Source organism: Janthinobacterium sp. SUN033 (genome assembly GCF_030397595.1).
In the GTDB taxonomy this organism is placed as follows: Bacteria; Pseudomonadota; Gammaproteobacteria; order Burkholderiales; family Burkholderiaceae_D; genus Janthinobacterium; species Janthinobacterium kumbetense.
In genome coordinates this window covers 211,816-233,897 of record NZ_JAPQNV010000001.1, presented here as the reverse complement: position 1 = coordinate 233,897, position 22,082 = coordinate 211,816, and the positions used below count along the sequence as shown (strand labels likewise).

The 22,082-nt window shown below is 64.6% G+C and carries 18 protein-coding genes; 4 read left to right on the top strand and 14 right to left on the bottom strand.

The features are described from left to right. Positions 1 to 5 precede the first annotated feature (5 nt). Complete coding sequence (locus tag OX460_RS01055; protein WP_289897331.1) at positions 6 to 566, top strand: YdcF family protein; 561 nt, start codon at positions 6 to 8, stop codon at positions 564 to 566. 19 nt (positions 567 to 585) lie between these two features. Here OX460_RS01055 and glpK read toward each other — a convergent pair whose 3' ends face one another. The 8 genes from glpK to glpD form a co-directional block, all read right to left on the bottom strand. Beyond that, positions 586 to 2,079: a glycerol kinase GlpK gene (gene glpK / locus OX460_RS01050; RefSeq protein ID WP_289897330.1), complete on the bottom strand. Its 1,494-nt coding sequence runs from the start codon at positions 2,077 to 2,079 to the stop codon at positions 586 to 588. Between the two features lie 88 nt (positions 2,080 to 2,167). Beyond that, entirely contained in the window at positions 2,168 to 3,895 is a 1,728-nt protein-coding gene (locus OX460_RS01045; RefSeq protein WP_034779106.1) for an extracellular solute-binding protein, read from the bottom strand. Positions 3,896 to 3,958: 63 nt separating this feature from the next. Continuing rightward, positions 3,959 to 4,234 (bottom strand): DUF2160 domain-containing protein, encoded by a 276-nt coding sequence (locus tag OX460_RS01040; protein WP_099378823.1) that lies wholly within the window; start codon positions 4,232 to 4,234, stop codon positions 3,959 to 3,961. 28 nt (positions 4,235 to 4,262) lie between these two features. Continuing rightward, positions 4,263 to 5,069 (bottom strand): carbohydrate ABC transporter permease, encoded by an 807-nt coding sequence (locus OX460_RS01035; RefSeq protein ID WP_099667331.1) that lies wholly within the window; start codon positions 5,067 to 5,069, stop codon positions 4,263 to 4,265. Then, positions 5,066 to 5,950: a sugar ABC transporter permease gene (locus tag OX460_RS01030; RefSeq protein WP_070256601.1), complete on the bottom strand. Its 885-nt coding sequence runs from the start codon at positions 5,948 to 5,950 to the stop codon at positions 5,066 to 5,068. The genes OX460_RS01035 and OX460_RS01030 overlap by 4 nt, the downstream gene beginning before the upstream one ends. After that, positions 5,950 to 7,050 carry an ABC transporter ATP-binding protein gene (locus OX460_RS01025; protein ID WP_289897329.1) on the bottom strand — a complete coding sequence of 367 codons (1,101 nt, stop codon included), beginning with the start codon at positions 7,048 to 7,050 and terminating at the stop codon, positions 5,950 to 5,952. Before OX460_RS01025 ends, OX460_RS01030 begins: the two co-directional genes overlap by 1 nt. 1 nt (position 7,051) lies before the next feature. Beyond that, entirely contained in the window at positions 7,052 to 8,146 is a 1,095-nt protein-coding gene (locus OX460_RS01020; protein WP_099667328.1) for an ABC transporter ATP-binding protein, read from the bottom strand. Positions 8,147 to 8,252: 106 nt separating this feature from the next. Continuing rightward, positions 8,253 to 9,776, bottom strand: coding sequence for a glycerol-3-phosphate dehydrogenase (gene glpD, locus OX460_RS01015; RefSeq protein WP_289897328.1), 1,524 nt, complete (start codon positions 9,774 to 9,776; stop codon positions 8,253 to 8,255). Positions 9,777 to 10,001: 225 nt separating this feature from the next. On the opposite strand from glpD, the gene OX460_RS01010 reads away from it, so the two are divergent. From OX460_RS01010 to OX460_RS01000, 3 genes are all read left to right on the top strand, one after another. Further along, a complete protein-coding gene (locus OX460_RS01010) occupies positions 10,002 to 10,760 on the top strand; it encodes a DeoR/GlpR family DNA-binding transcription regulator (RefSeq protein WP_180278743.1) in 759 nt (252 codons plus the stop codon). A 355-nt stretch (positions 10,761 to 11,115) separates the two neighbouring features. Beyond that, complete coding sequence (locus OX460_RS01005) at positions 11,116 to 11,619, top strand: MarR family transcriptional regulator (RefSeq protein WP_077406479.1); 504 nt, start codon at positions 11,116 to 11,118, stop codon at positions 11,617 to 11,619. Between the two features lie 84 nt (positions 11,620 to 11,703). After that, on the top strand, positions 11,704 to 12,621 hold the full coding sequence (locus OX460_RS01000) for a pyridoxal-phosphate dependent enzyme (RefSeq protein ID WP_251348125.1): 918 nt from the start codon (positions 11,704 to 11,706) through the stop codon (positions 12,619 to 12,621). Positions 12,622 to 12,628: 7 nt separating this feature from the next. On the opposite strand, the gene OX460_RS00995 is transcribed toward OX460_RS01000, so the two are convergent. From OX460_RS00995 to nirB, 6 genes are all read right to left on the bottom strand, one after another. Beyond that, entirely contained in the window at positions 12,629 to 14,632 is a 2,004-nt protein-coding gene (locus OX460_RS00995) for a diguanylate cyclase (RefSeq protein ID WP_289897327.1), read from the bottom strand. Next, positions 14,629 to 15,159, bottom strand: a complete 531-nt coding sequence (gene cysC / locus OX460_RS00990) for an adenylyl-sulfate kinase (protein ID WP_289897326.1) — start codon at positions 15,157 to 15,159, stop codon at positions 14,629 to 14,631. Before cysC ends, OX460_RS00995 begins: the two co-directional genes overlap by 4 nt. Before the next feature lie 62 nt (positions 15,160 to 15,221). Next, a complete protein-coding gene (locus OX460_RS00985; RefSeq protein ID WP_289897325.1) occupies positions 15,222 to 17,891 on the bottom strand; it encodes a nitrate reductase in 2,670 nt (889 codons plus the stop codon). Between the two features lie 22 nt (positions 17,892 to 17,913). Next, a complete protein-coding gene (locus tag OX460_RS00980; RefSeq protein ID WP_289897324.1) occupies positions 17,914 to 19,152 on the bottom strand; it encodes an FAD-dependent oxidoreductase in 1,239 nt (412 codons plus the stop codon). Further along, entirely contained in the window at positions 19,149 to 19,502 is a 354-nt protein-coding gene (gene nirD, locus OX460_RS00975) for a nitrite reductase small subunit NirD (protein ID WP_099667321.1), read from the bottom strand. Before nirD ends, OX460_RS00980 begins: the two co-directional genes overlap by 4 nt. A 12-nt stretch (positions 19,503 to 19,514) precedes the next feature. Next, on the bottom strand, positions 19,515 to 22,079 hold the full coding sequence (gene nirB, locus OX460_RS00970; protein WP_289897323.1) for a nitrite reductase large subunit NirB: 2,565 nt from the start codon (positions 22,077 to 22,079) through the stop codon (positions 19,515 to 19,517). Positions 22,080 to 22,082: the final 3 nt, after the last annotated feature.

The following is a 22,082-nucleotide window of genomic DNA, read 5'->3' as shown; positions in this document are numbered from 1 at the left end:
GCGCAATGCGAAAAATAATACTGCTGGGTTCAAGCGTTGCCGGCCTGTTCCTGCTGGCCACCGCCGCCCTGGTACTGGCCGGACTCAACGACAAGCTGGCGCCCGCCGACGTGATCGTCGTGCCCGGCAATACGATCTTGCCCGACGGCACACCCAGCCCCCGCCTGCAGGCCAGGCTCGACGTGGCGCTCCAGCAATTCCAGGCACACCGGGCGCCGCGCATCCTCGTCAGCGGGGCCACGGGCAAGGAAGGTTTTGACGAGGCCGCATCGATGGCCCGCTACCTGCAGTCGCGCGGCGTGCCGTCCAGCGCCATCCTTGAGGATAATCAAGGCTGGACCACGGAGGCCACGGCCCGCAACGCGGCGGCCCTGATGCACGAGCACGGCTGGACGACGGCCATGGTCGCGACGCAATATTTTCACGTGCCCCGCTTCAAGCTGGCGTTGGAGCGCAGCGGCATCGCCGTCAGCGGCCAGGTGCACGCGCCGTATTTTGAACTGCGCGACCTGTATTCCGTGCCGCGCGAAACGGTGGGCTATGCCGTGTATTACGCGCGGCCCTGATCCCGGCTGATTCCCTGGCTCACTCGCTCCAGTCGCGCGACCGTTCCACGGCGCGCTGCCATTTATGCAAGCGCGTCAGGCGCTCGTCGGCCGCCATGGCCGGTTCGAAGCGGCGTCCCACCTGCCACTGGGCGGCGATTTCTTCCTGCGAGTCCCAGAAACCCACGGCCAGGCCCGCCAGGTAGGCGGCGCCCAGGGCCGTCGTTTCCGTCACCACGGGGCGCACCACGGGCACATTCAAGATGTCGGCCTGGAACTGCATCAGCATGTCGTTGCGGGCCGCGCCGCCGTCGACGCGCAGCTCGGATAGCGCGATGCCCGCATCGTCCTGCATGGCGGACAGCACATCCACGTTCTGGTACGCCACACCCTCCAATGCCGCGCGCGCGATGTGCGCCTTGCCCGTGCCGCGCGTGATGCCGATCAGGGTGCCGCGCGCATACGGGTCCCAGTACGGCGCACCCAGGCCCGCGAACGCGGGCACGAAGACCAGGCCGCCCGAATCGGGCACGCTGGTGGCCAAGGCTTCCACTTCGGACGAGTCGCGGATGATGCCGATGCCGTCGCGCATCCATTGCACGGCCGCGCCAGCGATAAAGGCGCTGCCTTCCAGCAAATAATCGGTCTGGTCGCTGCCCGCGCCCAGGCTCCAGCCCACCGTCGTCAACAGCCGGTTTTTCGATGGCAAGGGGCGCTTGCCCACGTTCATCAGCATGAAGCAACCCGTGCCGTAGGTATTCTTTGCCATGCCCGGTTTCAGGCAGGCCTGGCCGAAAGTGGCGGCCTGCTGGTCGCCCGCGATGCCGGCAATCGGCACGGACACGCCCAGCAAGTCGGCATGCGTGTGCGCCGCCACGCCGCTCGATGGCACGACGTCGGGCAACAGGGAGGCGGGAATGTCGAGCAGCGCCAGCAAGTCCGTATCCCACTGCAAGGTATGGATATTGAACAGCATGGTGCGCGCCGCGTTGCTCGTGTCCGTCAAGTGGGCGCCGCTCATCTTGTAGATCAGCCAGCTGTCGACGGTGCCGAAGGCCAGCTCTCCCCGTTCCGCGCGCGCGCGGGCGCCGGGAACGTTGTCGAGCAGCCATTTCAACTTGGTGGCGGAAAAGTAGGCGTCCAGCACGAGTCCCGTCTTGCGCTGGATCACGTCCGCCTTGCCCTGCTCTACCAGTTGCTCGCAGTAAGCGGCGTTTCTGCGGTCTTGCCAGACGATGGCGTTGGCGACGGGTTCGCCCGTGGCGCGGTCCCACAGCACCGTCGTTTCACGCTGGTTGGTCACGCCGATGGCGGCCACGTCGCTTGCCGCCACGCCGCTGTCGCGCAACACCTGCTGCAGCACGGCCTCTTGCGAGGCCCAGATGTCGTTCGCGTCATGCTCGACCCAGCCCGGCTGGGGAAAAATCTGGCGAAACTCGCGCTGCGCGCTGGCGTGCGGCCGACCCGCATGGTCGAACAAAATGGCGCGCGAACTGGTGGTGCCCTGATCTAAAGCAAGTATGTATTTGGTCATTGTCTGGTGGTGCGAAAATCGGGTAAAAACAGGCACGGAGCCGATTCGCTCCGTGCCCTCGGGACAGCCCCGGCAGAAGCTTACACGACTACCTTACCTTGCCTTCTTTCCAAGCCTGCAATAATTTATCGTAGGCAATCGTTTCACCCTTCGGCTTTTCATTTGCCAGCTTTTTCCATGGGGCATGCTGGTCCGACAGATACTGATTCGGATCGACCTTCGGATTGAGCTTGGGCGCGCACGCCTTCATGCCGGCCCGCTGCAATCGCGCCATGACCTGGTCCATTTCCTCGGCCAGGTTATCCATGGCGGCCTGCGGCGTTTTTTCCGCCGTAATCGCCGTGGCCACGTTCTTCCACCAGAGCTGCGCCAGCTTCGGATAGTCGGGCACGTTGTTGCCGGTCGGCGTCCACGCCACGCGGGCCGGGCTGCGGTAAAACTCGATCAAGCCGCCGTACTCGTTCGCGTGCTTCGTAAAATAATCGTGGCGGATGTCGGAATCGCGAATAAACGTCAGGCCGACGATGGATTTCTTCAGCGACACGGTTTTCGACGTGACGAATTGCGCGTACAGCCAGGCGGCGGCCTTGCGGTCGTCCGGCGTTGACTTGAACAGGAACCAGGAACCGACGTCCTGGTAGCCGTTCTGCATGCCCTCTTTCCAGTAAGGACCGTGCGGCGACGGCGCCATGCGCCATTTCGGCGTGCCGTCCTTGTTGACCACTGGCAAACCCGGTTTCGTCATGCCGGCCGTAAACGCCGTGTACCAGAAGATTTGCTGGGCGATTTCACCCTGCGCCGGCACGGGACCCGATTCCGAGAAATTCATGCCGTTCGCTTGCGGCGGCGCGTATTTCTTCATCCAGTCGATGTATTTCGTCAGCGCAAACACGGCCGCCGGCGAATTGGTGGCGCCGCCGCGCGACATCGAAGCGCCCACGGGCGTGCACTTGTCGGCCGCCACCTTGATGCCCCACTCGTCGACCGGCATGCCGTTCGGAATGCCCTTGTCGGCCGCGCCAGCCATCGACAGCCACGCATCGGTGAAGCGCCAGCCCAGCGAAGGATCTTTCTTGCCGTAATCCATGTGGCCGTAGACTTTCTTGCCATCCAGTTCCTTCACGTCATTCGTGAAGAAATCGGCGATGTCTTCATACGCGGACCAGTTCTGCGGCACGCCCAGCTCGTAGCCATACTTGGCCTTGAACTTGGCTTGTAAATCCTTGCGCGCGAACCAGTCGGCGCGGAACCAGTACAGGTTGGCGAATTGCTGGTCGGGCAATTGATACACCTTGCCATCCGGCGCCGTCGTAAAACTGATGCCGATAAAATCTTTCAAGTCCAGGCCCGGATTCGTGAATTCCTTGCCCTTGGCGGCCATGTAGTCGGACAGGGGTTCCACGGCGCCATAACGGTAATGCGTGCCGATCAGGTCGGAATCGGAAATCCAGCCGTCATAGATGCTCTTGCCGGACTGCATGGACGTTTGCAGCTTTTCCACCACGTCGCCTTCCTGGATGATGTCGTGGCGCACCTTGATGCCCGTGATTTCCTCGAAGGCCTTGGCCAGGGTCTTCGATTCGTAGACGTGGGTGTCGATGGTTTCCGAGACCACGGAAATTTCCTTGATGCCCTTGGCTTTCAGCTTGGCCGCCGCATCGATGAACCATTTCATTTCAGCAAGCTGTTGCTGCTTGCTCAGGCTGGATGGCTGGAATTCCTTGTCGATCCAGGTTTGCGCCTGCTTGGCGTCCGCCAGGGCCGCATTCGACACGAGCATGGCCGCAGCCGCGAAGACCGTGAACTTCAATTTCATCGTGAATCTCCTTTTTAGTTGTCATCCGGCCTGCGGTGGCGGGCCGGTATTCTCATCTACGACTTATCCCCAACGCATTACCACCAACAACACTACAAAACTGATGCCAGCCCCGATGGCTTGCTGCATTTCCGTGAACCCCGCCCACGCCAGATTGACATACGCAGCCGTCAACAGCCCGATGAACAAACGGTCGCCGCGCGTGGTCGGCATCGGCAGGAAACCTTTTCGTTCGATGCTGGGCGAACGGATTTGCCACACCGTCATGCCGGCCAGCATCAAGCCGATGCAAATGAAGAAGATGGCCACTTCCGGCGTCCAGGCCATCCAGCCGAACAGGCTGGCTGTGCTATCGGTATTTTCCATGTCACACCCTCCCCATCGCGAAACCCTTGGCTATGTAATGCCGCACGAACCAGATCACCAGCGCGCCGGGCACGATGGTCAGCACGCCCGCCGCCGCCAGCACGCCCCAGTCCATGCCGGCCGCCGACACAGTGCGCGTCATGGTGGCGGCAATCGGCTTGGCATTGACGGACGTCAAGGTGCGCGCCAATAACAGTTCCACCCAGCTGAACATGAAGCAAAAGAAGGCCGTCACGCCCACGCCAGACTTGATCATCGGCAAGAAGATGCGGATGAAGAAGCGGGGAAAGCTGTAGCCGTCGATATACGCCGTCTCGTCGATTTCCTTCGGCACGCCGGACATGAAGCCTTCCAATATCCACACGGCCAGCGGCACGTTGAAGACCATGTGCGCCAGCGCCACGGCCAGATGCGTATCCATCAGGCCCACCGTCGAATACAGCTGGAAGAACGGCACGAGGAAGACGGCGGGCGGCGTCATGCGGTTGGTCAAGAGCCAGAAGAACAGATGCTTGTCGCCGACAAAGTTGTAGCGCGAGAAAGCATACGCTGCCGGCAAGGCCACCGTGACGGACATCACCATGTTCAAGGCCACGTAAATCATGGAATTGATGTAGCCGCTGTACCAGGAACGGTCCGTAAAAATCGTGTGATAGTTGGCGAACGTCAATTGCTGGGGCCACAGGCTCAGCACGCCGACGATTTCCTCGTTGGTCTTGAGCGACATATTGAGCATCCAGTAGATGGGCAGCAAGGAGCCCAGCAGGAAGACGATCAGGATGGCGCTGCTCATTTTCTTGTGCATCATTTCTGGTCTCCCGTGCCAACTCTCTGCATCCACGTGTACAGCACAAAGCAGAACAGCAGGATGATGAGGAAATAGATCAGGGAAAACGCGGACGCCGGCCCCAGGTCGAACTGGCCCACGGCCTTTTGCGTCAGATACTGCGACAAGAAGGTGGTCGCATTGCCGGGACCGCCGCCCGTCAGCACGAACGGTTCCGTGTAGATCATGAAACTGTCCATGAAGCGCAGCAACACGGCGATCATCAGCACATTGCGCAGTTTCGGCAGCTGGATGTAGCGGAACACGGCCAGGCGCGACGCGCCGTCGATGCGCGCCGCCTGGTAATACGCGTCGGGAATGGCGCGCAAGCCCGCATAGCACAGCAGCACCACCAGCGGCGTCCAGTGCCAGATATCCATCACCATCACCGTCAGCCACGCGTCGAGCGAATTGCCGTTGTAATTGTAGGCTAAGCCCAATTGATTCAAGGTATAGCCCATCAGGCCGATGTCGCCGCGGCCAAAGATTTGCCAGATGGTGCCCACCACGTTCCAGGGAATCAGCAGGGGCAGCGCGATCAGCACCAGCGCCAGCGACGCCTTCCAGCCATCGGCCGGCATGCACAGGGCAATCAAGATGCCCAGCGGAATCTGGATCGCCAGCACGGAGCCGGAAAACAGCAGCTGACGCAGCAAGGCGCTGTGCAAGTCGCCGTCCAGCATGACCATGCGGAACCACTCCGTACCCACGAACACTTTTTGCGTGGGACTCAGAATATCCTGCACGGAATAGTTGACCACCGTCATCAGCGGCAGGATGGCGGAAAAGGCCACGCACAGCAGCACGGGCAAGATCAAAAGCCAGGCGCGGCGGTTGTTATCGGTTTTACCGTTATGTATCATCAGGCCACCCGCTTATCGTTGACATAGAACAAGGTACGTTGCGGCGGGAAGCGCAGCCGCACGGCATTCCCGGCCACCGTGTCGATGGCGCGCAGCTTGGCCGCCACCGTCGCGCCGCCCAGCTGGAATTCCGCCAGGTAATGCGTACCCATGTTGCGCACGGCCGTGACCGTGGCGTCGAGGCAATGGTCGCCCCCCTCTTCTCCCGGATACGCCTTGACGCACTCGACGAATTCGGGCCGCACGCCCACCGTGATTTTCCCTTGCGCCCCGGAAAGCGCCGCGCGGGCGGCGGCGGATACGGCCAGCGCCTGCCCCGCCACGCGCACGCCGCCATCGTCCAAGGTGCAATCGAGCAAGTTCATGCCCGGATTACCGATGAAATAGCCGACGAACGTGTGTTCCGGTTCCTCGAACAGCGCTTGCGCGCTACCCGTCTGCACCACTTCGCCCTGCGTCATGACGACCACCTGGTCGGCAAAGGTCAGCGCTTCCACCTGGTCGTGCGTGACATAGATCAAGGACAATTTCAGCTCGTGGTGGATTTCCTTGAGTTTTCGGCGCAGCAGCCATTTCAGGTGCGGATCGATCACCGTCAGCGGTTCGTCGAACAGCACGGCCGCCACGTCCGGGCGCACGAGACCGCGCCCTAGCGAAATCTTTTGCTTGGCATCCACGGACAAGCCGCTGGCGCGCAATTTCAAGTCGCCCGTCAATTCCAGCATCTGCGCCACCTGCTGCACGCGCTTTTTGACTTCGATCTCTTTCCAGCCGCGATTGCGCAACGGAAAGGCCAGATTGTCGTGCACGGTCATGGTGTCGTAGATGACGGGAAACTGGAACACTTGCGCGATATTCCGCGCCTCGGTCGGCAGCTGCGTCACATCCTTGCCGTCGAACAGCACCTTGCCATGCGACGGTTTCACCAGACCGGAAATGATATTGAGCAAGGTCGTCTTGCCGCAGCCGGACGGCCCCAGCAAGGCGTAAGCGCCGCCGTCATGCCACTCCATGCTCATGGGCCGCAGCGCATAGTCGCTTGGCGCCGTCGGGTTCGGTTTGTAGGCGTGCGCCAGGTCGACCAGTTCGATGCGCGCCATGTCAAGCTCCTCCTTGTTCTGGAGCAAACAGCAGCCCGCCGTCTTGCGCGAAGATCAGCAAGGCGTGCGGCTGGCAATACACGGTGCAGGCGCTGCCGATCTCCAGGTTGTGCACGCCGCCCAGCTGCGCCACCAGGGCCAGCTCGCCGCGGCGCGCATGCACATAGGTTTCCGAGCCGCTGATTTCCGCCAGGTCCACCTGCGCCGCGATGGGCACGTCGCCATCGGACTGGGGAGACAGATGCAGGCTGTGCGCGCGCACGCCGAGGATCACCTCCGTGCTGTCGCCCAGGCGGGCGCGCTGCGCGCCGCTCAGGTGGATGGCCAGACCGTCGGCCGCCTGCGCCACGCCGTGCGCATCCACGCGCGCGGGGATCAGGTTGATGGGCGGATCGCTGAAGGTACGCGCCACATCGATGGAATTGGGGGCGTTGAAGACGTCCAGGGTCGGCCCCTGCTGCAGCAGGCGTCCCTCGTGCAGCACGGCCACGTGGCCGCCCAGCTGCAGCGCTTCCAGCGGTTCCGTGGTGGCGTACACGACCGTCGTGCTGCCGCCGGAAAACAGTTCCGTCAATTCGCGGCGCAATTCCTCGCGCAATTTATAGTCGAGGTTGACCAATGGCTCGTCGAGCAGCAGCAGCGACGCATCCTTGATCAGCGCGCGCCCCAGCGCCGTGCGCTGCTGCTGGCCGCCGGACAATTCTCCGGGCGTGCGCTGCAGATACGGCGTGATGTGCAGGCGCTCGGCCAGCGCCAGCACTTTCGTGCGGATCTGTTCCTCGGGTTCCTTGCGCAAGCGCAAAGGCGAAGCGATATTGTCGTAGACGGTGAAGGCCGGATAATTGATGAATTGCTGGTACACCATGGCCAGGTTGCGTTTGCTGACGGGCACGCCCGTCACGTCGACGCCATCGGCCGTGACGGTGCCCCCGCTGGGCTTGTCCAGGCCCGCCATCACGCGCATCAGGGTCGTCTTGCCGGCACGCGTGGTGCCCAGCAAGACGTTGATGGCGCCCGGCACGAGGGCCAGCGACATCGGATATAAAAAGTCGTCAGCCCCCTGCTTCCTGCTGATCTTGTCCAGTACCAGTTGCACGCGCTTCTCCTCCAGTGATGGTTTCTTGTTCTTCGCCGCACCCTCTGCGGGGCGCGGTCGCCAACGTGTGCTGCTTACGGCCGCTGCTTACGGCAAAAGGTGCTGCTTATGACAAAGGATGCTGCAACAGCCAGGCGTCGAGCGTGTCCGCTGTATCGCGCGGCAGGTGCAGGCCCAGCTTGGAGCGCCGCCACAGGATGTCGGCCGCGCTGACGGCCCATTCGTGGCGCCGCACATAATCGACTTCCGCCGCGTACAGGCCGGCGGCGATTTCCTCGCCCATGGCCGCCACATCCCTGCGCCCGGCGAGCAGCACGTGGATGCGCGTGCCGTAGGCGCGTGCATAGCGCGCCACCAGCGCCGCCGGCAGCCACGCGTACTCGCGCTGCAAGCCTTGCACGAACTGGCCGAACTCGCGCACGGACCGGTTCTGCGGCGTGCTGCCGAACACGTCGCCGCCGGGCAGGCAGGCGCTGGCTGTCCAGGCCGGCAACGTATTGCCCAGCAAGGGCGCCAGCATGTCCATGGCTTCCTCGGCCAGCTTGCGGAAGGTGGTGATCTTGCCGCCAAAAACACTGAGCAGCGGCGCACCTTCCTGGTCCAGCTCGAAGCGGTAATCGCGCGTGACGGCCTTGGCGTCGGCCGCCGCATCTTCCACCAGCGGGCGCACGCCCGCATACGTCCAGACCACGTCGGCCGGCGAGATTGGCTTGCTGAAATAGTAACTGGAAAGCTCGCACAAGTAACGAATTTCCTCGTCATCGATTTCCACCTTGCCCGTGTCGCCGTGATAGTCGAGGTCAGTAGTGCCGATCAGGGTGAAATCGTGCTCATACGGAATGGCAAACACGATGCGCCCGTCCGGATGCTGGAAGATGTAGGCATGATCATGCTCGAACAGGCGCTTGACGACGATATGGCTACCCTTGATCAGGCGCAAATGCCGGCCCTGTCCACCGGGCGCGGCCTGCTGCAGGAACTCGGCCGTCCACGGCCCGGCCGCGTTGACGATGCTGCGCGCGCGCACCGTGCTCTGCCGCCCGCTGGCGTGCTGCAAGGTGGCCAGCCAGGCAGCGTCCCCGCCCGCACCGTCGCGTGACAGGGCCGTGCAGCGCGTCTGCGTCAGCACCTGCGCGCCCTTGTCCGCCGCGTCGATGGCGTTCAGGACCACCAGGCGCGCATCGTCGACCCAGCCGTCGGAATACACGAAACCCCGCTTGAACTCGGGTTTTAACGGTGTGCCGGCCACGTGACGGGTCAGGTCGATGCCGCTGGAGGCCGGCAGGATTTCCCGCTTCGCCAGCATGTCGTAGAGAAACAGGCCGGCGCGTATCAGCCAGGCCGGGCGCTGGCCCTTGGCGTGCGGCATGACGAAGCGCAGCGGCCACATGATGTGCGGCGCCGAGCGCAGCAGCACTTCGCGCTCGATCAGCGCCTTGCGCACGAGGCCGAATTCATAGTATTCGAGGTAGCGCAGGCCGCCGTGTATCAGCTTGGTGGACGCGGACGAGGTGTGCGCGGCCAGGTCGTCCTTTTCGCACAGCAGCACGGACAGGCCCCGTCCGGCCGCGTCGCGCGCGATGCCGGCGCCATTGATGCCGCCGCCGACCACCAGCACGTCGTATGCCATCGCTGTCTCCACACCTTGCTGTGCTGCGGCCATCGGGACTCCGTGTCTGTCGGGGAAAGGGCGGCGAGGAAAGACTAGGCATCGCCGGCGACTGTCGTTAAGATCACCATCTAGTAATACGCATGCAATATGAATAAGATACGCCAGAATGCGAACTCATAGCAACATATTTTCATCACTATTTGTTCGTTTCTGTTCGTTTTTGATTTTTAAAGAGACAAGCCCATGATTTTGAATCCCCGCCAGCGCCGCCTGCTCGAAGTGGTGCGCCAGAAGGTCACCATGTCCGTCGAAGAGCTGGCCCAGCAGTTGGGCGTGACGCCGCAAACCGTGCGCCGCGACGTCAAGCAGATGGAAGAAGCGCGCCTGCTGGCCCGCTACCACGGCGGGGTCGGCTTGCCCTCGTCCGTGGAAAACATCGATTACAGCCAGCGGCAAGTGTTCAACAGCGAGGCCAAGCGGCGCATCGCCGCCGCCGTCGCCGCGCAAGTGCCGCACGGCTGCTCGCTCCTGATCAATATCGGCACGACGACGGAGGAAGTGGCGCGCGCGCTGGGCCGGCACACGGGCTTGCACGTGGTGACGAACAACCTGAACGTGGCCGCCATCCTGGCCGACAACGCCGCCTGCGAAGTCATCGTGGCCGGCGGCGTGGTGCGCGGGCGCGACCGCGGCATCGTGGGCGAAGCCACCATCGACTTCATCCGCCAGTTCAAGGTCGACATCGGCATCATCGGCATTTCCAGCATCGACGAGGATGGCAGCCTGCGCGACTTCGACGCGCGCGAAGTGAAGGTGGCGCAAGCCATCATCGAGCAGTCGCGCGAAGTGTGGCTGGTGGCCGACCAGCACAAATTCGGCCGCAAGGCGCTGGTGCGGCTGGCCGACCTGGCGCAAGTCGATATCCTGTTTACGGATGCGCCGCCGCCGCCCCGCTTTGCCGAAGTACTGCGCGAAGCGGGCGTGAAGGTGGTGCTGGCCTGAGCGGGCCGCATTTCTGCATCAAAACCTCGCACTGTCGCGTGGGCAATACGTCGTATGTGGGCAAGCACACGGAATGATATGAAATATTTATCAATTCGGCAAAAATCCTGTTACCATTGATGCAACATGAGTTATTTTTTTAATCTTCCTCTCTGGCAATACGATTATTCGCTTGATATTGTTTTTTATCTATCCAGAGCAAGAAAAAAGGAAAAACTCTTTGCCGGTAAGTGATTTCCTGTGAAAACAGTGTTAGAAATACCTCAAGCACGATGATTGTTCCCAAACAAACCACTCGACAGCAAGCGTGAAGGCCTTAACCATGCCGGCAACGCCGCCCAGTGAAGGAAAAGAAATGAGCCATAATTTTGAAACGGCCGCCATGCCGCAAGCCGCCCACCCCAACAGCGTCCCCGTCAGCGAGCTGGAAGCCCATCTCGGTTACTGGCTGCGTTTCGTCTCCAACCACGTTTCCCACAGCTTCCAGAAAAAAGCCGAGGCCAATGGCGTGACGGTCTCCGAATGGGTGGTGCTGCGCGAAATGTTCCGCCTGGGCTGCACCTCGCCCACGGTGCTGGCGCAAGTGTCCGGCATGAGCAAGGGCGCCGTATCGAAACTGATCGACCGCCTGGAAAGCAAGGGCATGGTCAGCAAATCGATCCTGCTGGCCGACCGCCGCCAGCATTCGATCGAACTGACCACGGAAGGCGAGGCGCTGGTGCCCGTGCTGGCCGGGATGGCCGACCAGAACGACGAGGAATTCTTCGGCAAGCTGCCGCGCCAGCTGCGCGACGACCTGCTCGAAGCGATGAAGGAAGTGGCGCGCACGCACCAGCTCAAGAACGCCCCGCTGAACTAGCAGCAGTCATGTATCAGCAAGGGTGACGCGGTGGCACGGGCGCTTCGGCTATGATGCTGGCCTGACCGTTTACCAGGAACCCGCATGGCCCTGCACATCGAAACTCCCTTGCTCAACTCGCGCGCCCTGAGCCTGCACAGCGAACGCGCCATCTGGCTCAAGCTCGAAGCCTTGCAGCCGCCCGGCTCCTTCAAGATCCGCGGTATCGGCCTGGCCTGCGAAGAATACGCGCGGCGCGGCGCCAGCCGTTTCATCTCCTCTTCCGGCGGCAATGCCGGCATCGCCGTCGCCTATGCGGGACGCCAGCTGGGCATCCCCGTCATCGTCGTCGTGCCGGAAACGACCAGCGAACGGGCCAAGGCCCTGATCGCGCAGGAAGGCGCCGAAGTCATCGTGCACGGCGCCGCGTGGCAGGAAGCGAACGCGCTGGCGCAGTCGATGCTCACGCCGCAAGACGCCTTTTTGCATCCGTTCGACGACCCGCTGCTGTGGCAGGGTCACGCGGGCATGATCGATGAAGTGGCGCGCGCGGGCCTGAAGCCGGACGCCGTGGTGCTGTCGGTGGGCGGCGGCGGCTTGCTGGCCGGCGTGGCCGAAGGCTTGCAGCGCAATGGCTGGAATGACGTGGCCCTGGTGGCCGTGGAAACGCAAGGCGCCGCCTCGCTGGCGGCGGCCGTGGCCGCGCGCGAACACGTGGCCCTGCCGGCCGTGAGCAGCATCGCCACGTCGCTGGCCGCGCGCCAGGTCTGCGCGCAGGCGTTTGCCATCAGCCAGACGCGCCTGCTGCACAGCGTGGTGGTGTCGGACCGGGCCGCCGTCGACGCCTGCCAGCGCTTCATCACCGACCAGCGCCTGGTGGTGGAGCCGGCCTGCGGCGCGGCACTGGCGGCCGTCTACGGCAAGGCGCCGGAACTGGCGCCCTACCGCAAGGTGCTCGTCATCGTCTGCGGCGGCGTGACGGCCACCACGCAGCAGCTCGACCACTGGAGCGCCACCCTGTAAGTAAAACCTACGGCGCCGCCTCGAGCAGCGCCACGCCGTCGCGGCCCTGCCCCTTGGCGGCATACAGGGCCTGGTCGGCCAGGTCCAGCAACTGCGCCGGCGTCAGCGCGCCTTCGCGGAAGATGGCGATGCCGATGCTGGTCGTCACCGGCAGCGGGCCGCTGGCCAGCGCGAAGGGCTGGCGGATGGCGTCGATGATCTTGGCGCCGACCTGGCGCACTTCGGCCGCGCCGTTCACGCCTTCGAGAATGATCACGAATTCATCGCCGGCCAGGCGCGCCACCAGATCGCTGGCGCGCACGCTGCGCACCAGGCGCGCGGCGAATTCCTTCAGCACCTCGTCACCCGCCTTGTGTCCCAGGCTGTCGTTGATGGCCTTGAAACGGTCGATATCGAGATAGGCCAGCGCCATCGGCGCGCGCGCGGCCCGCGTGCGCTGCATGCTTTGCGCCAGCTGCTCGTCGAAGCGGCGCCGGTTGGCGATGCCCGTCAGGGTATCGGTGGCGGCGGCAGACTGCAGCGCCGTGTGCACCGCCTTGGTCTTGGTGATTTCGTGGATCAGGCCATACACGCCTTCCACCGCGCCGCTCTCGCCCACGTCCGGCACGTAACTGGTCTGGAAGGCGCGCGGGCCGGCCTCCCCTTCACCGCCGATGGTAAATTCATATTCGACCTCCTCGCCCGCGAAAGCGCGCCGCAGGTAGGCTTCGCGCAATTGATACGCCTCTTCGCCGAGCACGTCGCGGATCGACTGCATCAGGCTTTCCCGCTGCGACCTGCCGAACCATTTTTCAAACGTGGCGTTGATGAACTGGTAGCGGTGCTCGCGGTCGATATACACGATCACCACGGGCACATGGTCCGTCAGCAGTTTCAGGCGCCGCTCGCTGCCGCGCGTCTGCGCCTCGGCGATTTCGCGCTCGGCCACCAGCGAATAAAAGTCGCGGCTCAAGTCGCCGATTTCGTCGCGCCGCTCGATTTGCAGCACATCGATGCCCAGGCGATGACGGCGGATCTCATGCACCTGGTGGCGCAGGCGCGCCAAAGGCTGCAACAGGCGCAGCACCACGCGCCAGCCGGCCAGGCCCGCCAGCGCTGCCAGCAGCACGGCGGCCAGCAGGATCTTGCTGCGGATGGCATGCAGCGGCGCGAACGCGTCGCTCATGGGATAGACGGAGGCCAGTATCCAGTCCGTCGAGGCGATGCGGTGGTAGGCAAACAGGGCATCGACGCCTTGCGAGGTGGTGCCCGTCAGCCAGCCCTCGAAACCCTGCATGGCGCGCCGCGTCGGTATGCTGATCGGGCCATGCGCTTCGATATGCTGCATGATGCGCGACTTGTCGGGATGCTCGACGATCACGCCTGCGCTGGTCATGATGTACAGGTAGCCGCCCGGACCCGGCTTGAGCGCGCCCAGGCGCCCCAGGAAATCGGGCTGGCGCAGGTTCACGCTGGCCGCCAGCACATAGCGCACGCCGCCCTGCGCGTCGAACACGGGCTGGGTCACCACGACGATGGGCATGCCGGAAATGCTGCCGTTGAGCGGCGCGGAAATCACCGAGCGCCGCGTCGCCAGCGTCTGTTCGAAGTAAGGACGGCCCTTGACGTTCAACCCCGCCTGCGGCTTGAAGGGACTCACGCTGGCCAGGACAACGCCGTCGATGCCGACCACGCCGGCCGAATAAAACTCCTTGCTCAGCACCGTTTGCGCGGCCAGGAAGCGCTGCAGGCTGGCGCCGTCGTGCGCGCCGCCGGCCGCCAGGCTGTCCGCCATCGCGCGCAGCACATTGCGCTTCGCGTCGAGTTCTTCATCGATGAAGACGGCGGCGCTGGACAGCGATACGTACTGCTGGCGCCCCGTCACATCGCGCATGCCGCGCTCGGCCACGGCCAGGGTGGCCAGCGCCAGCGAGGCGACCGCGCCCAGCACGAGCAGGAAGACGACCACGCTCATGCGCGCCTTCAGGCTGGCGGGCAAGTGCCGGCGCAGCCATTTGCGCCAGGTCGTCACGGCCGCTGCTGCAAATGCCGGCACAGACGCTCGACCGACTCTTCCAGCGCCAGGGCGCCCGTGTCCAGGGTCAGCGCGGCCGCCAGCGGCGCTTCGTAGGGAGCGGACACGCCCGTGAATTCGGCGATCTGCCCCGCGCGCGCCTTCGCGTACAGGCCCTTGACGTCGCGCGCCTCGCACACGGCCAGCGGGGTGCTGACGTGGACTTCGATGAAATGCGCCGTGCCGACGATGGCGGCGGCCATGGCCCGGTCGGCGCGGCTGGGGGAAATGAAGGCGGCGATGACGGTCAAGCCCGCGCCGTTCATCAGGCGCGCCACTTCGGCCACGCGGCGGATGTTTTCATGCCGGTCTTCGGGCGTAAAACCCAGGTCGCGGTTCAAGCCATGGCGCAGCTGGTCGCCGTCGAGCATAGCCACGGCGCGGCCCTGCGCCTTCAGCGCCTGCGCCAGCGACAGGGCGATACTGGTCTTGCCGGCGCCGCTCAAGCCCGTCAGCCAGACCGTCGGGTGTTGTACTGCTGTCATCACACTGCCTCTCTGTTATAGAGCTGGCAATATAACAAAGCCGTGCCGGAAAGGACAGATTTTCAGGCCGCGCTGCGCGCCTCAAGCAGCAACTGTCGTATCTCCGGTACGCAGGAGCCGCAATTGCCGCCCGCCTTGACGCAGGCCGTCACCTGCGCCGTCGTCGTCAGCTTCTGTTCCACGATGGCCGCGCATATGGTATTGCGCCCCACGCCAAAGCACGAACACACGGTGGGGCCGGCGTCCATGCCCTTGCCGATGGGCTGGCCCAGCAGCACGCCGGCGCGATCAAGCGCATCCATTTGCGCGTGCGCAAACAGGCCAGCCAGCCAGCTGCGCGACGGCAGGTCGGGCCGCGGCGACACGTACACGCATTGCGCGATGCGCCCCTCGTCCAGGTGCACGGCGCGGTATACGCCCGCGCTGGCATCCGCATAATCGAGCCAGTCGGCATTCTCGTCCGTCACGCCCAGCAGCGCGCGCGCCCAAGCGCCGAGATCCTCGATGCGCTGGCGGCCGGCCAGTTCGTAGCGCAGGAATTGCTCGCCCTGGATGCGCGTCCAGTGCGCCACGCCGTCCAGGTTCAAGGGCGTGCGGCTCAGGACAAACGCATGCCAGTGCACGCGGAATTGCTCGATGCGCACGGGCGTGTGCTTGAATTCCGGTTCGCCCGAGACGGGGTCGACGACCGGGTTGACAACGGCGCCCACGCGCGCGTCGGACGCATTCGCGTCGCTCCAGTGGATGGGCACGAAGACCTGGCCGCGCGCGATGCCGCCGCCATGCACGACGCGCGCCACCATCGCGCCCCAGGCGCTGGAAATGCGCGCCAGCTCGCCTTCGCGCACGCTGTACAGCAGCGCATCCTGCGGGTGGAGGTCGATGAAGGCCTCGGCTATATGCCCCGACAGTTTCGCCGCCTTGCCCGTGCGCGTCATCGTGTGCCACTGGTCGCGCACCCGGCCCGTATTCAGGATCAGCGGATAATCTTCGTCGGGCATGTTGCGCGGCGCGCGCGGCACCGTGGGCACGAAACGCGCGCGCCCGTCCGCATGCGCGAAGCGGCCGTCGCCGAACAACCTCGCCTGGCCCTGCGGCCACTGCTGCGGCGCCAGCGCGTCGTATTGCGCGGCGCTGAGCGCCGCCAGGTGCGACAGATTGAACAGGCGCGCCAATTCCCCCTCGTTGCGGAAGGCGGACAGGCGCGCGTGTTCGTCGAAAATGGCCTGCGGCGCCGCGAAATCGAAGCCGGCATAACCCATGCGCCGCGCCACGTCGCACAGCACGTCCCAGTCGGCGCGCGCTTCGCCGGGCGCCGGCAGAAACGCCCGCTGGCGCGAGATGCGGCGCTCCGAATTGGTCACCGTGCCATCCTTTTCGCCCCAGCCCAGGGCCGGCAGCAGCACGTCGGCATGGACGTTCGTGTCCGAGCCGGCGCTGATGTCCGACACCACCACCAGTTCGCACTTGGCCAGCGCGCGGCGCACCTGGTCCGCGTCCGGCATGCTGACCAGCGGATTGGTGGCGATGATCCACACGGCTTTCACTTTACCCGCCTCGATTGCGTGGAACAGTTCCACGGCCTTCAGGCCAGGCTTGCTTGCCATGCGCGGCGAGTCCCAGAAGGTTTGCACGGCCTCGCGGTGCAGCGGCTTGTCCAGCTCCAGGTGCGCCGCCAGCATGTTGGCCAGGCCGCCCACTTCGCGCCCGCCCATGGCGTTCGGCTGGCCCGTGAGGGAAAACGGCCCCATGCCGGGCTGGCCGATGCGTCCCGTCGCCAGATGGCAGTTGATGATGCTGTTGACCTTGTCCGTGCCGCTCGATGACTGGTTCACGCCCTGGGAAAACGCGGTGACGACCTTGCGCGTGGCGGCAAACGCCTGGTAAAACGCCAGCAAGGCGTGCGGGTCGACCTTGCAGATGGCCGCCACCTGCAAGGGGTCGCCGCAATCCACGTGGGCGGCCGCCAGCGCGTCGTCGAGGCCCGCACTGTGCTGCGTGACGAAAGCGTCGTCGATCGCGCCTTCCTTCGCCAGATAGCACAGCAAGCCGTTGAACAGCCACACGTCGGTGCCCGGTTTCACGGGCAGGTGCAAATCGGCCAGCTCGCAGGTGGCCGTGCGGCGCGGGTCGATCACCACCAGTTTCATGTGCGGCCGGGTTTCGCGGATGCGGGCGATGCGCTGGAACAGGATCGGGTGGCACCAGGCCGTGTTCGAGCCCACCAGCACCACCATGTCGGCCAGTTCCAGGTCGTCATAGCAGCCCGGCACGATATCCTCGCCGAACGCGCGCTTGTGGCCGGCCACGGCGGACGACATGCACAGGCGCGAATTGGTGTCGATATTCGCGCTGCCCACATAGCCCTTCATGAATTTGTTGGCAACATAATAATCTTCCGTCAGCAGCTGGCCCGAGACATACAGGGCCACGGCGTCGGGGCCGTGCTCGGCGATGATGGCGCGCAAGCCGCCGGCCACCTGGTCCAGCGCGGCGTCCCAGGAGGCGCGCCGCAGCACGCCGTCGACGCGCACCTGCGGCTGCAGCAAACGGTTCTCCAGGTCCAGGGTGTCGCCCAGCGCCGAGCCTTTCACGCACAGGCGGCCCAGGTTGGCCGGGTGGGCCGTGTCGCCAGCGATGCGGATGGCGCCGTCGGGCAGGCGTGTCGCTTCCACGCCGCAGCCGACGCCGCAGTACGGGCAAGTGGTTTTCACGGGCGTGCAGCTAGTCATGAAAGTATCCTGTTGGTCGCTGTCAGGCGGCCTGGGCGCACAGCGCCTGGCCAAACAATAAATGGGCGCGCAGCTTGCTGATGTCGCGGCGCTGCTGGATCAGGTCGAAATACCAGGGACCGTCCTGCACGTCGCCATACAGCACGGCGCCGGTCAGGCGGCTGCCCTGCACCACCAGGCGCTTGTAGACGCCGCGGCGCGGATCGCGCAGCACCAGGTCTTCGCTGCCTTCGCCGCCGATGATGTCGCCGGCCGAATACAGGTCGATGCCCGTCACTTTCAGTTTGGTGGCGCTGGCTTGCTGCACGTAGCGGCGGTGGCCCGCGCCGGCCAGGTGCGCGCCGCACACGCGCGCCTGTTCCCAGATGGGCGCCACCAGGCCGAAGGTAGCGCGCCGGTGCTGCACGCATTCGCCCACGGCGTACACGCGCGGGTCATAGCTTTGCAGGCAGTCGTCGACGACGATGGCCCGTTCGCAGTGCAGGCCGGCCGCTTGCGCCAAGGCGATGTTGGGCCGCACGCCGGCCGTCATCACCACCAGGTCGGCGGGAATGCTGCTGCCGTCCGCAAACTGCACGCCTTCCACGCGGGTGCTGCCCAGAATGGAGGATGTTTGCGCCTGCATCAGGAAACGCAGGCCGCGCGCTTCCAGCGCCGTTTTCAGCAGCATCGAGGCGGGTGCGTCCAGCTGCTGGTTCATCAGGGCGCCGCTCATGTGCACCACGGTGACGTCCATGCCCTGGCGCTGCAAGCCGTTGGCCGCTTCCAGCCCCAGCAAGCCGCCGCCGATGACCACCGCGTGGCGGTGCTGGCGCGCCGCCTGCAGCATGGTGTCGACATCGCTGATATCGCGAAAACCGATCACGCCGGGCAGCGCGTGGCCCGGCACGGGCACGATGAAGGGCGTGGATCCCGTGGCCAGCAGCAGTCGGTCGTAGCGCACCTCGATGCCCGACAGCGCTTGTACCGTGCGCGCCTGGCGGTCGATGCGCACGACGGGGTCGCCCGCGTGCAGGGTGATGCCGTTGTGCGCATACCAGTCGCGCGTATGCAGCATGATGTCGTCCACCGACTTTTCGCCGGCCAGCACCGGGGAGAGCAGAATGCGGTTGTAATTGCCGTGCGGTTCGGCGCCGAACACGGTGATGTCGTACAGGTCCGGCGCGAGTTTCAAGAGTTCCTCGACCGTGCGCATGCCGGCCATACCGTTGCCGACGACGACCAGCGAGGGACGCGCAGTGGCCCTGACTGGCGGATTCACAAGGCCACCCACACCATGTCCGCAAACACGCGCGCCGGCCAGGCGGCGACCGAGTGTTCCGGCGCTTCGATGCACTCGCCGCTGGCCAGGTCGAAATGCTGCTTGTAGATGGGCGAGGCGACGACGACGCGCTCGCCGATACTGCCCACGAGGCCCCGCGACAGCACGGAAGCGCCCGCGTTCGGGTCGATATTGTCGATGGCGTACACGCGCGGCGCGGCATCGCCGACGCGGAACACGGCCACGTGGCGCCCATTGAGCAAGGCGCACACGCCCGTGTCGGGCACGATGTCGGTCAAGGGGCAGATGGCCACCCAGTTGTCGGCGGTAGCGCCGGAAAGTTCATTCATCGCATTCATGGCTCAAGCCTCCACGGCAAGGATGGGGATCACGGTGCCGCGGCGTTCGTCAAGCGTGGCGGGCCGGATCTGGCCCCGCTCTTCGACGAACACCACGTTTTCATCGTTCTTTTCGCTGTTGACGAAATGGCGGAAACGCTGGCGCACGGCGGGGTCCGTGACGGCCGCTTTCCATTCGCACGCATAGGTGTCGACCACGTGCTGCATGTCCGCCTCCAGTTCGTGGGCGATGCCCAGGCGGTCGGCCACGACGACGGACTTCAGATAATCGAGGCCCCCTTCCAGGTTGTCGCGCCACACGCTGGTGCGCTGCAGGCGGTCGGCCGTGCGCACGTAAAACATCAGGAAGCGGTCGACGTAGCGCACCAGGGTGGCTTCATCGAGATCGGACGCCAGCAATTCCGCATGGCGCGGTTTCATGCCGCCATTGCCGCACACGTACAGATTCCAGCCCTTTTCCGTGGCGATCAGGCCGATATCTTTGCCTTGCGCCTCGGCGCATTCGCGCGTGCAGCCGGAAACGCCGAACTTGATCTTGTGCGGCGTGCGCAAGCCCTTGTAGCGGTTTTCCAGCTGGATGGCAAAGCCCACGCTGTCGGCCACGCCGTAGCGGCACCAGGTGGAGCCGACGCACGATTTGACCGTGCGCAAGGATTTGCCGTAGGCGTGGCCCGACTCGAAGCCGGCCGCGATCAGCTCTTCCCAGATGGCAGGCAACTGGTCGACGCGCGCGCCGAACAGGTCGACCCGCTGGCCGCCCGTGATTTTCGTGTAGAGACCGTATTTTTTCGCCACCATGCCCACGGCGATCAAGCCGTCGGCCGTCACTTCGCCGCCCGGCATGCGGGGTACGACGGAATACGTGCCATCCTTCTGGATATTGCCAAGGAAATAATCGTTACTGTCCTGCAAGCTGGCGTGCACAGGAGAGAGCACGAAATCGTTCCAGCAAGAGGCGAGGATATTCGCCGCCACGGGCTTGCACACGTCGCACCCCAAACCCTGGCCATGCGCGCCCAGGAGCGCGCCGAAGCTGCGGATCTTGCCCACGCGCACCAAGTGGTGCAATTCCTGACGCGAGTACGCAAAGTGTTCGCACACGTGGTTGTTGACTGCCAGGCCCTGCTTTTGCATTTCCGCCTTCATGATCTGCGTCACGAGCGGCACGCAGCCGCCGCACGCGGTGCCGGCTTTCGTGCAGGATTTTAATGCGCCGATGCTGGTGGCTCCCCCGGCGACGGCCGCGCACAGCGCGCCCTTCGACACGTCGTTGCACGAGCAGATTTGCGCCGATTCGGGCAAGGCGTCCACGCCCAGGCCGACCTTTTGCTGGCCGTCCGCCTGCGGCAGGATCAGGAATTCGGGGGATGCCGGCAGCTCTATCTTGTTGAGCATCATCTGCAGCAAGGTGCCGTATTCGCTGGCGTCGCCCACCATCACGCCGCCCAGCAGGTACTTGCCGCAGTCGGAAACGACGATTTTCTTGTAGATCTGCTTGCGCTCGTCCATGAACTGGTAGGAGCGGCTGCCCGGCGCATTGCCGTGCGGGTCGCCCAGGCTGGCGACGTCCACGCCCATCAATTTGAGCTTGGTGCTCATGTCGGCGCCCTTGAACGATGCTTCGCCCGCTTCTCCTTCTTCCTCCTGCAGCACATGGCGCGCCGCGATGCGCGCCATTTCATAGCCGGGCGCCACCAGGCCGAAGACCAGGCCGCCCCACAGCGCGCATTCGCCGATCGCGTAGATGTCCGGGTCGGAGGTGACGCAGCTGTCGTCGATGGCGATGCCGCCCCGTGGCCCCACCTCCAGGCCGCAGGCGCGCGCCAGCTCGTCGCGGGGGCGGATGCCGGCCGAGAAGACGATCATGTCCGCTTCCAGGTGGCTGCCGTCGGCGAACTGCATGCGGTGCGTGGCCGCTTCGCCGTCGACGATGGCCAAGGTATTCTTTTGCGTGTGCACGGTCACGCCCAGTTCCTCGATCTTGCGGCGCAGGACGCGCGCGCCGCCTTCATCGACCTGCACGGCCATCAGGCGCGGCGCGAATTCCACCACGTGGGTGTCGAGCTTCAGATCGCGCAAGGCCTTCGCGCATTCGAGGCCCAACAGCCCGCCGCCGATCACCACGCCAGTTTTTGACTTGCCGCCCCAGGCCAGCATGGCTTCCAGGTCTTCGATGGTGCGGTAGACGAAGCAGCCGTCGCGCTCCTTGCCCGGCAGCGGCGGCACGAACGGCGTCGAGCCGGTGGCGAACACGAGTTTGTCGTAGATCAAGACTTCGCCCGTGCTGGCCGTGACGGTTTTCGCGGCACGGTCGATGGACACGGCCCGCGCATTGAGCTTCAGCACGACGTTGCCCTTGTCGAAGAAGCCGGGCGCCACCAGCGACAGGTCGTCGGCCGATTTGCCGCTGAAAAATTCCGACAGGTGCACCCTGTCGTAGGCGGGGCGCGGCTCTTCGCACAGTACGGTGACGTGCAGGTGCGGCGCGTTTTCCAGGGCCAGGCGTTCGAGGAATTTATGCCCGACCATGCCATGGCCAAGGACGACGATGTTCAAGGGGTGATTCATTGC

What these genes read in the sequence shown, in the direction of transcription:
- OX460_RS01055 (WP_289897331.1), top strand. Translation starts at nt 6, where the DNA reads ATGCGAAAAATAATACTGCTGGGTTCAAGCGTTGCCGGCCTGTTCCTG.
- glpK (WP_289897330.1), bottom strand. Translation starts at nt 2,079, where the DNA reads ATGACCAAATACATACTTGCTTTAGATCAGGGCACCACCAGTTCGCGC.
- OX460_RS01045 (WP_034779106.1), bottom strand. Translation starts at nt 3,895, where the DNA reads ATGAAATTGAAGTTCACGGTCTTCGCGGCTGCGGCCATGCTCGTGTCG.
- OX460_RS01035 (WP_099667331.1), bottom strand. Translation starts at nt 5,069, where the DNA reads ATGATGCACAAGAAAATGAGCAGCGCCATCCTGATCGTCTTCCTGCTG.
- OX460_RS01030 (WP_070256601.1), bottom strand. Translation starts at nt 5,950, where the DNA reads ATGATACATAACGGTAAAACCGATAACAACCGCCGCGCCTGGCTTTTG.
- OX460_RS01025 (WP_289897329.1), bottom strand. Translation starts at nt 7,050, where the DNA reads ATGGCGCGCATCGAACTGGTCGACCTGGCGCACGCCTACAAACCGAAC.
- glpD (WP_289897328.1), bottom strand. Translation starts at nt 9,776, where the DNA reads ATGGCATACGACGTGCTGGTGGTCGGCGGCGGCATCAATGGCGCCGGC.
- OX460_RS01010 (WP_180278743.1), top strand. Translation starts at nt 10,002, where the DNA reads ATGATTTTGAATCCCCGCCAGCGCCGCCTGCTCGAAGTGGTGCGCCAG.
- OX460_RS01005 (WP_077406479.1), top strand. Translation starts at nt 11,116, where the DNA reads ATGAGCCATAATTTTGAAACGGCCGCCATGCCGCAAGCCGCCCACCCC.
- OX460_RS01000 (WP_251348125.1), top strand. Translation starts at nt 11,704, where the DNA reads ATGGCCCTGCACATCGAAACTCCCTTGCTCAACTCGCGCGCCCTGAGC.
- cysC (WP_289897326.1), bottom strand. Translation starts at nt 15,159, where the DNA reads ATGACAGCAGTACAACACCCGACGGTCTGGCTGACGGGCTTGAGCGGC.
- OX460_RS00985 (WP_289897325.1), bottom strand. Translation starts at nt 17,891, where the DNA reads ATGACTAGCTGCACGCCCGTGAAAACCACTTGCCCGTACTGCGGCGTC.
- nirD (WP_099667321.1), bottom strand. Translation starts at nt 19,502, where the DNA reads ATGAATGAACTTTCCGGCGCTACCGCCGACAACTGGGTGGCCATCTGC.
- nirB (WP_289897323.1), bottom strand. Translation starts at nt 22,079, where the DNA reads ATGAATCACCCCTTGAACATCGTCGTCCTTGGCCATGGCATGGTCGGG.